At 65.5% G+C, this 12,882-nt stretch carries 10 protein-coding genes; 5 read left to right on the forward strand and 5 right to left on the reverse strand.

Annotated elements, in window-relative coordinates; genetic code table 11:
• The first annotated feature begins 60 nt into the window (after positions 1-60).
• Complete coding sequence (locus tag ACFUCV_RS00420; RefSeq protein WP_380810832.1) at positions 61-2,103, forward strand: DUF4439 domain-containing protein; 2,043 nt, start codon at positions 61-63, stop codon at positions 2,101-2,103.
• 32 nt (positions 2,104-2,135) lie between these two features.
• On the opposite strand, the gene ACFUCV_RS00425 is transcribed toward ACFUCV_RS00420, so the two are convergent.
• Positions 2,136-4,082 carry a DUF222 domain-containing protein gene (locus ACFUCV_RS00425; protein ID WP_380810835.1) on the reverse strand — a complete coding sequence of 649 codons (1,947 nt, stop codon included), beginning with the start codon at positions 4,080-4,082 and terminating at the stop codon, positions 2,136-2,138.
• A 137-nt stretch (positions 4,083-4,219) separates the two neighbouring features.
• Between ACFUCV_RS00425 and ACFUCV_RS00430 the strand changes: the two genes are divergently transcribed.
• Positions 4,220-5,245: an aminoglycoside phosphotransferase family protein gene (locus ACFUCV_RS00430; RefSeq protein ID WP_380811442.1), complete on the forward strand. Its 1,026-nt coding sequence runs from the start codon at positions 4,220-4,222 to the stop codon at positions 5,243-5,245.
• Positions 5,246-5,333: 88 nt separating this feature from the next.
• On the opposite strand, the gene ACFUCV_RS00435 is transcribed toward ACFUCV_RS00430, so the two are convergent.
• Both ACFUCV_RS00435 and ACFUCV_RS00440 read right to left on the reverse strand, forming a co-directional pair.
• Positions 5,334-6,143, reverse strand: coding sequence for a sulfite exporter TauE/SafE family protein (locus ACFUCV_RS00435; RefSeq protein WP_380810839.1), 810 nt, complete (start codon positions 6,141-6,143; stop codon positions 5,334-5,336).
• Positions 6,144-6,253: 110 nt separating this feature from the next.
• The gene (locus ACFUCV_RS00440; RefSeq protein WP_380810843.1) at positions 6,254-8,047 is read right to left on the reverse strand and encodes a proline--tRNA ligase; all 1,794 of its coding nucleotides are present in this window, start codon (positions 8,045-8,047) and stop codon (positions 6,254-6,256) included.
• Between the two features lie 254 nt (positions 8,048-8,301).
• On the opposite strand from ACFUCV_RS00440, the gene ACFUCV_RS00445 reads away from it, so the two are divergent.
• The 3 genes from ACFUCV_RS00445 to ACFUCV_RS00455 all read left to right on the forward strand — a co-directional run bounded on the left by ACFUCV_RS00445 (position 8,302) and on the right by ACFUCV_RS00455 (position 10,244).
• Complete coding sequence (locus ACFUCV_RS00445; protein ID WP_380810848.1) at positions 8,302-9,135, forward strand: ABC transporter ATP-binding protein; 834 nt, start codon at positions 8,302-8,304, stop codon at positions 9,133-9,135.
• The gene (locus ACFUCV_RS00450) at positions 9,132-9,887 is read left to right on the forward strand and encodes an ABC transporter permease (protein WP_380810852.1); all 756 of its coding nucleotides are present in this window, start codon (positions 9,132-9,134) and stop codon (positions 9,885-9,887) included. The genes ACFUCV_RS00445 and ACFUCV_RS00450 overlap by 4 nt, the downstream gene beginning before the upstream one ends.
• Before the next feature lie 84 nt (positions 9,888-9,971).
• A complete protein-coding gene (locus tag ACFUCV_RS00455) occupies positions 9,972-10,244 on the forward strand; it encodes a hypothetical protein (RefSeq protein WP_380810854.1) in 273 nt (90 codons plus the stop codon).
• Here the strand turns inward: ACFUCV_RS00455 and ACFUCV_RS00460 are convergent.
• Together ACFUCV_RS00460 and ACFUCV_RS00465 are read right to left on the reverse strand one after the other, a co-directional pair.
• Complete coding sequence (locus ACFUCV_RS00460; RefSeq protein ID WP_380810856.1) at positions 10,241-10,795, reverse strand: PadR family transcriptional regulator; 555 nt, start codon at positions 10,793-10,795, stop codon at positions 10,241-10,243. The genes ACFUCV_RS00455 and ACFUCV_RS00460 overlap by 4 nt on opposite strands.
• Positions 10,795-12,822 (reverse strand): FAD-dependent oxidoreductase, encoded by a 2,028-nt coding sequence (locus ACFUCV_RS00465; RefSeq protein ID WP_380810858.1) that lies wholly within the window; start codon positions 12,820-12,822, stop codon positions 10,795-10,797. The genes ACFUCV_RS00460 and ACFUCV_RS00465 overlap by 1 nt, the downstream gene beginning before the upstream one ends.
• Positions 12,823-12,882: the final 60 nt, after the last annotated feature.

Raw genomic sequence — 12,882 nt, forward strand, 5'->3', positions numbered from 1 at the left:
CCAGGGCGTCCTCCTCCGCAGTACGCAGGATGAAGCGCCACCGTGAGATGATCAACAGTTGTGACCAACCCTTCATCCCCTTCCGGGGCCGAGCGCCCAGGAGCCAAGCACCCCGGCGCCGCGCAGACAGACGCCGGGCAGGCCGAGCCTCTTCGCAGGCCGTCCGCCAAGCGCAAGGGCCCACGCCGCGCCACGGCTCCGGCCGGGGCCCCCGTGACCGCTGAGCCGGCGGGAGCTGCAGTGCTGCTCATTGGCGCCAAGGGGGAACTGCTCCCACCCGCCACCGAACAGCTCAAACAATCCCCTCCCGCCGCTGCCAACCCCGGCCAGGTGCCCGCCGCTGCCAACCCCGGCCAGGTGCCGGCCGCTGCCAAGACACCGGTTGGCACGGTTCCGGAAACTTCCGCGCCGGCGGGTCCGACGCCTGGAGCCGGGCATGAGGTGACAACTGGTGGCGTCCCCGCGGCGGAATTGCGCGGTGACGGCGCCAACGACACGGTGCAGCCGGCAAGCGGAGGTGCTGTGGATTCCGCCAGCAAGGCCTTCCCCAAAGACAGCGCGTCAGCACCGAGCAAGGCCGTCGATGCCGGTGCGCCGGCAAAATCATCCACGGCCGCTGCCACCTCGGACAAAACCGCACCGGACCCTGTGCAGGAGACCGGAAAAGGCCTTGCCGGCAATCCGGGGGAACCTCTCGCCCCGCTTGCGCCCGGGGTGGCAGCGCCCGGGCCGGCGGCGCCCGGGGTGGCACAGGCAGCCGGCGTCGCATCCGCTGCCCAGTCAACAGAGCAAGCGACAGTCGATTCGGCCCACCAATCCCGCCGCGAAAGACGCTTGGCTGAGCAAAACCCGGCCGCCGACGTTGACATCAACACAGGCGCGTCCGGGGCGGGCAATGCCAAATCCGCTGCGGCATCCGAGCCCGTCACCGCGGCGTTGGAGGAAACCACTGCCGAGGCCCGATTCCAACAATCCGTGCCACAGGATCCCGGAAGGAGGCGCAGCCGCCTCGCCCTGTTCCTGCGCGGCGCGTTGTCCCTGCTGCTGATCTCAATTTTCGTAGCCGCCTTGGGTACTGCGCTGGTGAGGCAGGACAATTCAGCAGCCGGACCAGCCGATACCGAGGTGAACCGCCAGTCCGCGTGGGAGCGCACCACTGCCCTCTCTGCGGCCGCCTCGCTTTTAAGTGATGGAGGCGGCACACCCACCTTGGCGAAGGTGCTGGCCCGCACGGCGGAAAACCTGGAGATGCAGGCTGCCGCACTGGACGATGGTTTGCCCGTGACGACGGATGAAGCCACGGACAGTGCCACCACGGCAACAGCGACCTTGACCTCCTTGTTGACCGGGTTGACCGGCAGCGGTGAGAAGTTGATGCAGGACGCATTGACTGCCGAGCGGGCCATGGGCAGGGTCTTTGCCGCGGTGGGCACCAGCCAACTGTTGGAAGCCCAGGAACTGGGGGCCGCGGCCGGGGTCACAGTGCCTGCGTCAGCCTTCCTTTCCGCCCAGCACGACTTTGCCATGCCCCAGGGGCCACAGTGCAGCTCAACACTGGAACCGCGTTCGGGTGTCACTGTGGATTCAGCGCTGCGCGCGGCAGCTTTGGGAGAACAGCAAGCCGTCTACGGCTATCAAGTGGCAGCCAGCCGGCTGGATGAACCGCAGCAGGCCATGGCCATCAACTTCCTGGCCCGGCATCAGAAAAAGTTGGACCTCCTTAACGCCGAACTCACGGTCCGCTGTCTGCAAGCGGCGCTTCCCGTGGCTGGATTTGAATTGGATCCCTCGTTTACCACCACACCCCTTGACGCCCTGGCCCGGCTGGAATCCGAGCTGGCCGCCATCCATGCGGGGTTGGTGGCGTTAAGCACGCCTGCGGCGGAAACCGGGCTGCCCGGCAGCACCCACCCGACCTCCGATGGGCCTGATTCCTCGGCTGGGGTTGCGACGGATGCGGCGCCCTCCGCCGACGTCTCCTCGATCCAGCCTGCCAACAATGGCTTGTTGCGTGAAATGTCAGTGGCCTGGCTGCTTGATTCAGCCATTGCCCAGCAGTACTGGGGTGGCACCGTGGGAGCGCTGGCTGGCATGGAACCCTAGCGGGCTTCAACACAAAAGGGTCCAAGCCGCGCTCATTCGCACTGCACTGCCACTTTTGGGGCGTGGGCGTGGTGGTAGTCGTTGGCGCGTGGCGTCTGGGACGGGTCCAGGTACCAGGGCGGCGTGAACTGGGGTGTGCCGTGGTCAATGCTGGCACTCCATTGACTGTTGTGGATCAATGTGTGGTGGTAGGAACAAAGCAGGCAGGCGTTGCTGAGGTTGGTGGGCCCGCCAGCTTGCCAAGGGATGATGTGGTGCGCCTCGGTCCACGGCGCGGGCGCCGTGCAGTCAGGGAAAGTACAGCCGAGGTCCCGGGCGAAAAGAAGTTTGCGTTGTCCCGCCGTGAAGAGGCGCTGGCTGCGGCCGGCATTAATAATGGTTTGCCCCTGCGAGTAGACCAGACGGGTGATTTCGGGGTCGCACAGGCTCGTATCAAAAAGGTGCAGGGGCACGGGCCCGTTGTAGGCGGTCTGGATCGTGCCGGCGCGGGTGGCCGCAGCGCTGCTGATGTTGGCGGATCCCTGGTAGGCGCGGCGCAGCTCCTCTTCCGTGCAGCTGAGGATAAGTTGCGCCTTGAGTCCGCCATTGATGGGAAGGGCGCCGGTGCGGGCAGCCAGTTTGAGGCAGGAGACGAGCCCGTCAAGAAGTTTCTGTCCGTGGGTGCGGGTGTCTTTTACGGCCATGTCGGTGCTGTTGGGGTCAATGGGGTCCAGCCCGGGAAGGGTTTCGGTGCTGCCGGGTGCCGGAATCCTGACACCATCGACGGTTTTGGCTGTCCAAGGTGCAGTGCCGGCGGTCCCGGGACCGGCATCTGGCGTGTAACCGCCCCAATCCCGACCTTCGCCAGGGCCCTCGGTGCCGCTTGCGGCCCCACCGTTGCCGGGATTGTTCCCGGACGCACCCGGAAGTCCCTCGCGGGACTCCAGTGGCGGTGCGTTTGTGGCTGGAAGCGGTGTTGGCTCGGGTCCGGCACCACAGTTGCCGTTGCCGCCAGGATGGCCTCCGCTGGTGGCCTCGGCAGGAAAGTCAAAGAAACCGTGCTGCGCGAAGTCACCATCCGCTGCACCGGGCATCACCCCGGCACCGCCGCCGGCACCATTGTGACTCCCCTGGCCGCTGGCGCTTTCGGGGCCTGCCTCGGTGGTGGCTGTGTTGCGGTGTTTATTGGGGTTGGTGGCATGGCCAATGGCTGCCATGAGTTGTTCGTGCTGCTCAATGGTGAGGTGGCCGTGGAAGCTGATCAGTCCGCGGCGGGGTTGGCGGAAGAAGAGTCCCTGTTTGGCGGCCAGGTCCGAGGCGCTGGGTTTTTGTCCGTCCGGATCCAGATGGCCAAGGATGCGGTGGGCGAGGCGGCGGATGAAGTCCGGGCCATGGTCCTTGGCCGTATCAACGAGTGTGCTTTCAACCATGGCGTGCTCGTCTGCTGTGATCCGTCCGTTGCCTGCCAAACGGTCCGCTTCTGCCAAATACCGGCCCACGGTGCTGGCGCAGTCCTGGGAGACCGCACCGGTGAAGAACGCCTTTGAAAGGTGGGGATGTGCGGTGTCGGCAACAGCGCCTGTCATCGTGTCCATGACGGGCAGGACCTGGGCGGCAAGTTTCAGCCGCCGGGCCGCCTCTTCGGTGCTCAGTTGCAGGGTTTGGACGAGCAATCCACTTTGGCCACGCGCTCCGGAGTCCGCGAACCGGCCGGCAGCGTATCGCTGGCCAAGTTCACCGCTGATCTGCACCGCCAGGGCCTGTCCGTAGTGCAGCAGATGTTCCAGGTCCCGGGCCCACCGCAGGCATTGCTGGTCGGTGAGGCCGGCAACGTCCACCCCGACAGGGGCCGTTTCATGTACGGGGTCATCGGCCAGGGAAGCGACACTGGAACGGGTCAGCGCGTGGGCGAGGTGGAGGAGCTGGTGGACATGTGCCCCAGCGTCCAGTGCTCCCGGAAAGGAGGCCGGCCGAACCGGCTGCTCCGCCTCTGTTCTCATATATATATTCTAGAACAGGGCACTGACACTCACCGTGAAGATCTTAAAAACGTCCACCAATACCCAACAAAGATCGCCTGTGGAGGAACAAAAGCAGGCTGCGTGCACGGGAATGCCGCTACACTCGGACTGTGTCCATGTCAGTTGAAATTCCCGATGGCCTGCGACTGAAATACCGTCGTTCCGTTGAAGGCAGGGCCTGGTTGGGTCGGCTTCCCCATTTAATTGAAAGCACTTTGTGGAACTGGCAGTTGCGGGTGGATTTGCCCGCAGGTGCGGATCCCTGGCACGGCACCTCCGGCATGGTCATCCCCGTCACCACCAGCGGCGGGGAGCCCGCAGCGTTGAAGATCGCCTTTCCACACGAGGAAGCACTGACGGAGCCACTGGCATTGCGGCTCTGGGCCGGCCATGGCGCCGTCCGTTTGCTGCGCAGTGACGAGTCCAGCGGGGCCCTGTTGCTTGAACGCCTCGACAGTGGCCGCACCCTGCAGCAGCTGCCCATGGAGGAAGCAACGGTGATCTGGGGGAACGTGCTGCAACAACTGAGCATCCGTCCCGCAACAGCGGCCGAATGGCAAAAAATACCCCGCATTGCCGCAACGGCCGAGCGCTACTGCGATGAACTCCCCCAACGCTGGGGCGAGTTGAATGAGCCGTTCGGACGCTGGCTTCTGGAGGCGGCCTTGGAGGTGTGCCAGACCCGCGGAGTCCTCACCCCGCAGAGCAGCGCCAGCGAGGTGCTGGTCCACACCGATCTGCACTTCATGAACATCCTGGCCCGGCCCAACCAAGACATGGACGCAGTGGACACCCCAGCCGGGCAGTCAAGGCACTATGTGGCCATAGATCCGCAGGTACAGCTGGGGGAAGCCGAATTTGCCCTGGCCCCGTGCCTGTGGAACAGGCTTCACGAGCTCCCGCGGCGCGGTGCCGAAGCTGCGCTCCGCCGTCGTGCCTGCGCTCTGGCCGATGCCGCAGGACTCGACGGGGAACTGGCCACGCAGTGGGCCATTGTGCGCGAAGTCGAGAATGCCCTGTGCTATCTGGAGCGCTCTGGACACGGCGGGGATGCGCAGCGTTCGCTGTGGGTGGCGAGCACCCTGGCAGGTAAAACACTGCCGGGACTTCCCGGCGCCCATGATCTTCCCATGTTGTGCTGATCCCAGCCTGACGCCGCCCCTGACGCCGCACGTGGCAAAAGGCTGGGGGCCACACCGGACCATATGCTGCCGGCGGGCGCCGAAGCTGTCAGCCGGCCAGGGCTACAAGCACGTTTTCATTCCAGACGTCGACGCCGAGCTTGATGATGAGGGCGCAGACCACCACCAGAAACACCACGCGGATGAATTTGCTGCCTTGGGCCACCGCCGTCCGTGCGCCCAAATATCCGCCAGCCATGTTCGCCAGCCCCAAAACCAGCCCAATCCCCCACAGCAGTGAACCGTGCGGCAGGAAGAACATGAGCGCCCCGGCGTTGGTGGCGAAGTTGACGATCTTGGCTTTGGCGCTGGCCTCCAGGAAGGCGTACCCCATCAGGCTCACCATCGCTATGACGAGGAAGGAACCTGTTCCGGGACCAATCATGCCGTCATAAAAGCCAATGACGGCGCCAATGCACATTGCCAGCGCGTAGTGCTTGTGGCCGGAATGGCGCAGGGCCGTCAGTGTTCCCATGCCTGGTTTGAAGGCGGTGAACAGCAGCACCGCCACCAGGGCAACAACAATGATGGGCTTAAAAACCGATCCGGGGAGGCTGGCCGCCACCACGGCGCCGGCGACGCTGCCCAGCAGCGCCACCCCTGCCATGGGCAGGGCAGTGCGCAGATCGGGTTTCACCCGCCGGTAATAGGTGATGGAGCTGGTGGTGGTCCCAAAGATTGAACCCATTTTATTGGTCGCCAGCGCCTGCACGGGTGTAATGCCCGGGATCATCAACATCACCGGCAGCTGCAGCAAACCACCGCCACCAACGACGGCGTCAATCCAGCCGGCGGCAAAGCCTGCCACCACAATGAGCAGGATGGTGGCCATGGTGATGTCTTCAAACCCGGAAATCATGCGTTCCTTAAATATGCGCCCAAACGGATCCAGTCAGGGCGTGGCCGCTGGTGCCGCACGGGCGGCTTCGGCGCAGGGTCCCGGTGTGCGGACCCTGCGCCGGACAACGGCTACTGCTGGTCGAGGATGTGCTGCACGGCCTCCGCCACTGCCACGTTCTGGGCCACGCCCGTGGTGCGGTTCTTGATTTCGACGACGCCGTCCACCAGTCCGCGGCCCACGGCCAGGATGGTGGGCACGCCAATGAGTTCGGCATCACCGAACTTTACGCCGGGGGAAACCTTGGGACGGTCATCGTAAATGACTTCCAGTCCCGCTGCCTCCAGTTCGGCCGTCAGGGTTGCCGCCGTGGTGAAGATCTCCTCGCCACGGCCCACTGCCACCACGTGCACGTGGGCGGGGGCCACCTGTGCAGGCCACATCAGGCCCTTTTCGTCATGGTTGGACTCGGCCAGGGCCGCCACGGCACGGGTCACGCCAATGCCGTAGGAGCCCATGGTGACCACCTTGAGCTTGCCATTTTGATCCAGCACCTTCAGATCCAGGGCTTCGGCGTACTTGCGGCCCAGCGCAAAGATGTGGCCCATCTCAATGCCACGGGCGGCTTCCAAGGGACCTGAGCCGTCGGGTGCCGGGTCTCCTTCGCGGACCTGGGCCGCTTCAATGGTGCCGTCCCAGCTGAAGTCCCGTCCGGCAACGAGTCCAAAGACGTGTTTGCCCGCTTCATTGGCGCCGGTGATCCAGCGGCTGCCGGAAACCACGCGCGGATCCACGAGGTACAGGATTCCGGTAGCGGCTTCGGCCCCCAGGACGGCGGCATCCAGCGCCAGGCCCGGACCGATGTAACCCTTGACCAGGCCCGGGTGCTTCTTCAGGTCCGCTTCGCCGGCAGCTTCAACAGCCACTTCACCGCCCACTTCAAGGTGGACGCCAATGTTCGCTTCAATGCGCTTGAGGTCGACGTCCCGGTCCCCGGGCAGCCCCACCACGACCATCCGGCGTTCGCCTGTGGGCAGGTCGATGGCCAGGACAACGTTCTTGAGCGTGTCGGCCGCGGTCCACGGGCCCTGTGCGCGTGGCGCCAGCTGGTTGGCTGCAGCGACCAGGGTGTCGATGGTGGGCGTGTTGGGGGTGTCAATGACCTGCGCGGCGGGGGCGTCGCTGAAGTCAATGTCCGCGGGCACCACGGTGGTCACTGCCTCCACATTGGCTGCATAGCCGCCGGCGGAGCGCACAAAGGTGTCCTCGCCAATGGCCACCGGGTGCAGGAATTCCTCGCTCCGGGAACCGCCCATGGCGCCGGCGGTGGCGGCCACGGGGATGACTTCCAAGCCCAGGCGTTCAAAGATGCGCAGGTAGGCGCCGCGGTGGGCCAGGTAGCTGGCTTCCAGGCCGGCGTCGTCAATGTCAAAGGAGTAGGAGTCCTTCATGATGAACTCACGCCCGCGGAGCAGGCCGGCGCGGGGCCGGGCCTCATCGCGGTACTTGTTCTGGATCTGGTACAGGCTCAACGGCAGATCCTTGTAGGAGGAGTACAGGTCCTTGACCAGCAGCGTGAACATTTCCTCATGGGTGGGGGCCAGCAGGTAGTCGGCGCCCTTGCGGTCCTGGAGGCGGAACAAACCCTCGCCGTACTCCAGCCAGCGATTGGTCTGCTCGTAGGGTTCGCGGGGCAGCAGTGCCGGGAAGTGCACCTCCTGGGCGCCAATGGCATCCATTTCCTCCCGGACAATGGCCTCCACCTTGCGCAGCACGCGCAGGCCCAGGGGCAGCCAGGTGTAAATCCCCGGGGCCGCACGGCGGATGTAACCGGCACGCAGCAACAGCTTGTGGCTGTCCACCTCGGCATCGACGGGGTCTTCACGCAGGGTGCGGAGAAAGAGTGTGGAGAGGCGAAGTGCCACGGGTGGATTTTCCATTTCTTCAAGTGGTGTGCACCGCCCCTGATCTGGACGGACAGGTACCAATCTACCGGGTCAACCCACCCCGTGGCACATGCACCGGCAGCCGGACGGCACGCCGCGGGCCGGGGTGCGGAAGCCCGCTGGGAAGCCAGGGGGATGCAGGAACCCTCCCCACAGCCCTGGTGCTGGACAGCATCTTTCGGCGGGTCTAGTTTGAAGTGAAACGACCCTGCACCGGCAGCCTTGGAGTCCTGATGTCCCACAGAGCAGCGATGCCTTCCCCGGGGCCGGGCCAGGTCCCCGGCCCGGCAGGGGACCTGCAAATGCATCCACCGGCCAGCGTCAGCGTTGAGGAGCTGCGCGTGCGCCGCGGAAAAGCCACTGCCCTGGACGGCATTTCCTGCAGCATTGCCCAGGGCCGCGTCACCGGACTGCTGGGACCCTCCGGCAGCGGCAAAACCACCTTTCTGCGTGCCTTGGTGGGCGTGCAGAAGATCAGCGCCGGAACCGTCACGGTCCTGGGCCGGCCCGCCGGGGACCCCCGGAACCGGCACGAAGTCGGCTACCTCACCCAGGCGCCCAGCGTGTACCGGGATCTGAGCATCATGGACAATGTGCGCTACTTCGCAGCCGTGCATGGCGGCGGCCGGGGGGACGCGCAGGAGGCGCTGGCCGCCGTCGGACTGTCACAACTGGCCAGACGCAGGGCCGGCAGTTTGTCCGGAGGACAATTGGGCCGCGTTTCCCTGGCCTGCGCGCTGGTGGGCAAGCCGCGGCTGTTGATCCTGGACGAACCGACGGTGGGTCTGGATCCCGTGCTCCGGGCGGAGCTTTGGCAGCACTTTGCCGCCATGGCCGCCGCAGGGACCACGCTGCTTGTTTCCAGCCACGTCATGGAGGAGGCCGGCCGCTGCCATTCCCTGCTGCTGCTGCGCGCCGGCGTGCTGCTCGCAGCGCTCACGCCGGCGCAATTGCGTGAACGCGGACGGACCGGGGACCTGGAACTGGCCTTTTTGCGGCTGATCCGGGAGTCGATGGCGGCCGGGGACGGCCCTTTGGACTCCGGCCACCGGAGGGCGGCATCATGAAGGCCGCAATGATGTGGGCCACCTGCGCCCGCGTGCTGCGCCAGCTCAAGGGCGATCCCCGCAGCATTGGCATGATCCTGGTGGTCCCCGCGGTGCTGCTGGCCCTGGTGTATTGGCTGTACCAAAATGAAACGCTGCCCCCGGGCCTGCCGCGCACCTTCGATGCGGTGGGTTTGATGATGCTGGGCATTTTCCCGTTTGTGGTGATGTTCCTGGTCACCTCCATCACCATGCTGCGGGAGCGTACCTCGGGCACGCTGGAACGCCTGCTGACCACCCCCATCCACAAGGCCGAGCTGCTTTTCGGCTACGCCCTGGCGTTTTCCATCATGGCCGCGCTGCAGGCGCTGGTGGCCACGGGCACGGCGTATTGGGCATTTGAGCTGAGGATTGCTGGAAACGCCGGCTGGGTGGTGCTGATATCGGTGTTGACGGCAGTGTTGGGCGTGGCCCTGGGACTCTTGTGCTCGGCTTTTGCCGCCACCGAATTCCAGGCCGTGCAGTTCATGCCGGTGGTGGTGATTCCCCAGATCCTGCTGTGCGGGCTGTTTGTGGCCAGGGATCAAATGAACCCGGTCCTGACGGCGGTCTCCAACGTCCTGCCGCTCAGTTACGCCGTGGACGGGCTGCAGGAAGTGGCCGCACACACCGGGCCGACCCCGGCCCTGGCCCAGGCTTTGGCAGTGGTCGCGGGCTTTGCCGTGGCAGTGCTGCTGCTGGCGGCCTTGACCCTGCGGCGGCGGACGCCGTGATCATGGGTAGCTCTACCCATGGCACGCCGACGGCGGGAAGTCCTAGTGTTGAGGTTCAATGATCGGGCTAGCGCGGGAGACCTTGTGAGCATTGGCCTGTACGGTGCCGACCCCCAGGAGCTGCGCGCGTTCGCGGCCGAACTTGACCATGCCCGGCAGGTGCTCATTTCAGTGCGCGATGAGCTGGGCAACCGCATTACCAACGATCTTCGCTGGGAAGGCCCCGACGCCTTCGTGTTCAGGCACGCCTGGCAGTCCTCCTACGCCCCGGTCATCACCCGCACGGCGGCCCAACTTCAGGACACGGCGCAACTGCTCAGACAGCAGGCCATGCGGCAGGACCAGGCCAGCAGTTAGCCTGCAGCATCCGGCTGCAGCGTGGGCAGGGCATTCTCACACCACGCCAGCCAGGAGCTTTCATAGGCGATCCCTGCCTGAAGCACGGCCGCCTGCAGCTCCTGGGACCGGGAACGCGCCGCGCCCGGCGGGAAATCACGGGCCATCATCTCAACATAGCCTTGCAGTGTGCGCGCATGGATCATCCGGTGGCTGCCCATCTGCGCCGTCACCGCAGCCCCCGCCCCGGCCGTTCCCAGCACGGCAGCCGCCCGCAGGCGCACCAGCAGTGCGTCCCGGATGGGACGCGGCTGTCCCTCTTCGGCGCACCAGCGCGCCAGCTCGGTGTGCCCGGCGGGGAGGACCTCAAAGTGGCGCTGGCGTCCGCGCGTGGACGGCAGACCGTGGCTGCACACCAACCCGGCTTTTTCCATGGCAGCCAGTTCGCGGTAAATCTGCTGGTGGCTGGCCTGCCAAAAATGGCCCAGTGATTTATCAAAGCGCCGCGCCAGCTCGGCGCCGGTGCAGGCCTTTTCCAGCAGCGAGGTCAAAATGGCATGCGTGAGCGACATTAGAGCCGGGCCGCCAACCGCGTGCCCTGGTCAATGGCGCGTTTGGCGTCGAGTTCGGCGGCCACGTCGGCGCCGCCAATCACATGCACCACGGCAGCCGCAGCGGCGAGCTCGTTGTAGAGGTCACGGCGCGGGAGCTGCCCGGTGCATAAAATGACATTGTCAACCTCCACCACGGAATCGGCGCCGTTGACGCGGATGTGCAGGCCGGCGTCGTCAATTTTGCGGTATTCCACCCCGGCAACCATCTGCACACCCTTGGCCTTGAGTTCGGTGCGGTGGATCCATCCGGTGGTCTTGCCCAGGCCCGCGCCCACCTTGGATTCCTTGCGTTGAAACAGGCCCACCCGCCGGGCAGGCTCTGGCGGCTCCGGGGTGGTGAGCCCGCCGGGACGGGTGTACCCGGGATCGATTCCCCATTCGCGGTAGAACTTCTCCGGAACCAGGGTGGCGCTGCTGCCGTGTGCTGTCAGGTAGGCCGCCACATCAAAGCCAATGCCGCCGGCACCAAGAATGGCCACCCTGGCGCCCACCTCCCTCTTGTCCCGCAGCACCTGAAGATAGCTCAGGACGCTGTGATGGTCGACGCCGGAAATCTGCGGTGTCCGCGGGTTGACGCCGGTGGCCAGCACAATCTCATCAAAACCCTCCGCGAGCAGGCCGCCGGCGTTGGCCAGGGTGTTCAGGCGCAGCTCAATGCCCCGCAGCTGGATTTGGCGGCTGAAGTAGCGGATGGTTTCGTGGAATTCCTCCTTGCCGGGGATTTGCTTGGCAAGGTTGAACTGGCCGCCGATTTCACCGGCCGCGTCGATCAACGTCACCGCATGGCCGCGTTCGGCTGCCGTGACGGCGAAGGCCAGGCCCGCCGGGCCCGCACCCACCACGGCAAAACGCTTGGCCTGGGTGACCGGTGCAATGATGATTTCCGTTTCATGGCAGGCCCGGGGATTGACCAGGCAGGAGGAGGTTTTGCCCACGAAGGTGTGGTCCAAACAGGCCTGGTTGCAGGCTATGCAGCTGTTGATTTCATCGCTGCGGCCCTCGGCGGCCTTGCGCAGGAAGAGCGGATCGGCCAAAAAGGGCCGGGCCATGGACACCATGTCGGCGGTCCCCTGCGCCAGCAGCCCCTCCGCCACCTGGGGGGTGTTGATGCGGTTGGTGGTGATCAGTGGAATGCCCACCTGCCCCATGATCTTCTGTGTCACCCAGGCGTAGCCGGCCCGCGGCACGGAAGTGGCAATGGTGGGTACCCGGGCCTCATGCCAGCCGATGCCGGTGTTGATCATGGTGGCCCCGGCCGCTTCCACGGCCTGGGCCAGTTCAATGACTTCCGCCAGGCTGGAGCCGTCCTCCACCAGGTCCAGCATGGACAGGCGGTAGATGATGATGAAGTTTTTTCCCACCCGCTCCCTGGTGCGCCGCACTATTTCCACCGCAAACCGCATGCGGTTTTGGTGGCTCCCGCCCCACTGGTCGTTGCGGTGGTTGGTGCGTGCGGCCACAAATTCGTTGATCAGGTACCCTTCCGAACCCATGATCTCCACGCCGTCGTAACCGGCGGACTGTGCCAAATGCGCGGCGTGGACGTAGTCGTCAATGGTTTCCTGCACCTGCGCGTCGGTCAACGCGTGCGGGGTCAGCGCGTTGATGGGTGCCTGCACGGCGCTGGGCGCCACCAGATCCGGGTGGGCGGCGTAACGGCCAAAATGCAGCAGCTGCAAGGCAATTTTTCCGCCCTCCGCGTGGACGGCGGCGGTCACGATCCGGTGTTGCCGGGCCTCTTGGGTGGTGCTGAGCTTGGCGCCGTGCGGGCTGGGCCGGCCCGCGGCGTTGGGGGCGAAGCCGCCGGTGACCATCAGCGCCACGCCTCCGCGGGCCCGCTCGGCATAAAAGGCCGCCATGCGTTCGAAACCACCGGCCTGCTCCTCCAGGCCCACATGCATTGAACCCATCAAGGCCCTGTTGGGCAAGGTGGTGAAACCCAGATCCAGGGGGGTGAACAGCAGGGGGAATTGCTCGGCGTTCATTCAGGCACTCCTTTGCGCAACAAGTTGCATAATGGTAGCGCAGAAAGTGAGGCCAGTTAC

Origin of the sequence: Specibacter sp. NPDC057265 (genome assembly GCF_042668835.1) — a bacterium.
In the GTDB taxonomy this organism is placed as follows: Bacteria; Actinomycetota; Actinomycetes; order Actinomycetales; family Micrococcaceae; genus Specibacter.

Excerpts from the sequence above, each read along its gene's own strand:
- ACFUCV_RS00425 (WP_380810835.1), bottom strand. The coding sequence starts at position 4,082 with ATGAGAACAGAGGCGGAGCAGCCGGTTCGGCCGGCCTCCTTTCCGGGA.
- ACFUCV_RS00430 (WP_380811442.1), top strand. The coding sequence starts at position 4,220 with ATGTCAGTTGAAATTCCCGATGGCCTGCGACTGAAATACCGTCGTTCC.
- ACFUCV_RS00435 (WP_380810839.1), bottom strand. The coding sequence starts at position 6,143 with ATGATTTCCGGGTTTGAAGACATCACCATGGCCACCATCCTGCTCATT.
- ACFUCV_RS00445 (WP_380810848.1), top strand. The coding sequence starts at position 8,302 with ATGTCCCACAGAGCAGCGATGCCTTCCCCGGGGCCGGGCCAGGTCCCC.
- ACFUCV_RS00450 (WP_380810852.1), top strand. The coding sequence starts at position 9,132 with ATGAAGGCCGCAATGATGTGGGCCACCTGCGCCCGCGTGCTGCGCCAG.
- ACFUCV_RS00460 (WP_380810856.1), bottom strand. The coding sequence starts at position 10,795 with ATGTCGCTCACGCATGCCATTTTGACCTCGCTGCTGGAAAAGGCCTGC.
- ACFUCV_RS00465 (WP_380810858.1), bottom strand. The coding sequence starts at position 12,822 with ATGAACGCCGAGCAATTCCCCCTGCTGTTCACCCCCCTGGATCTGGGT.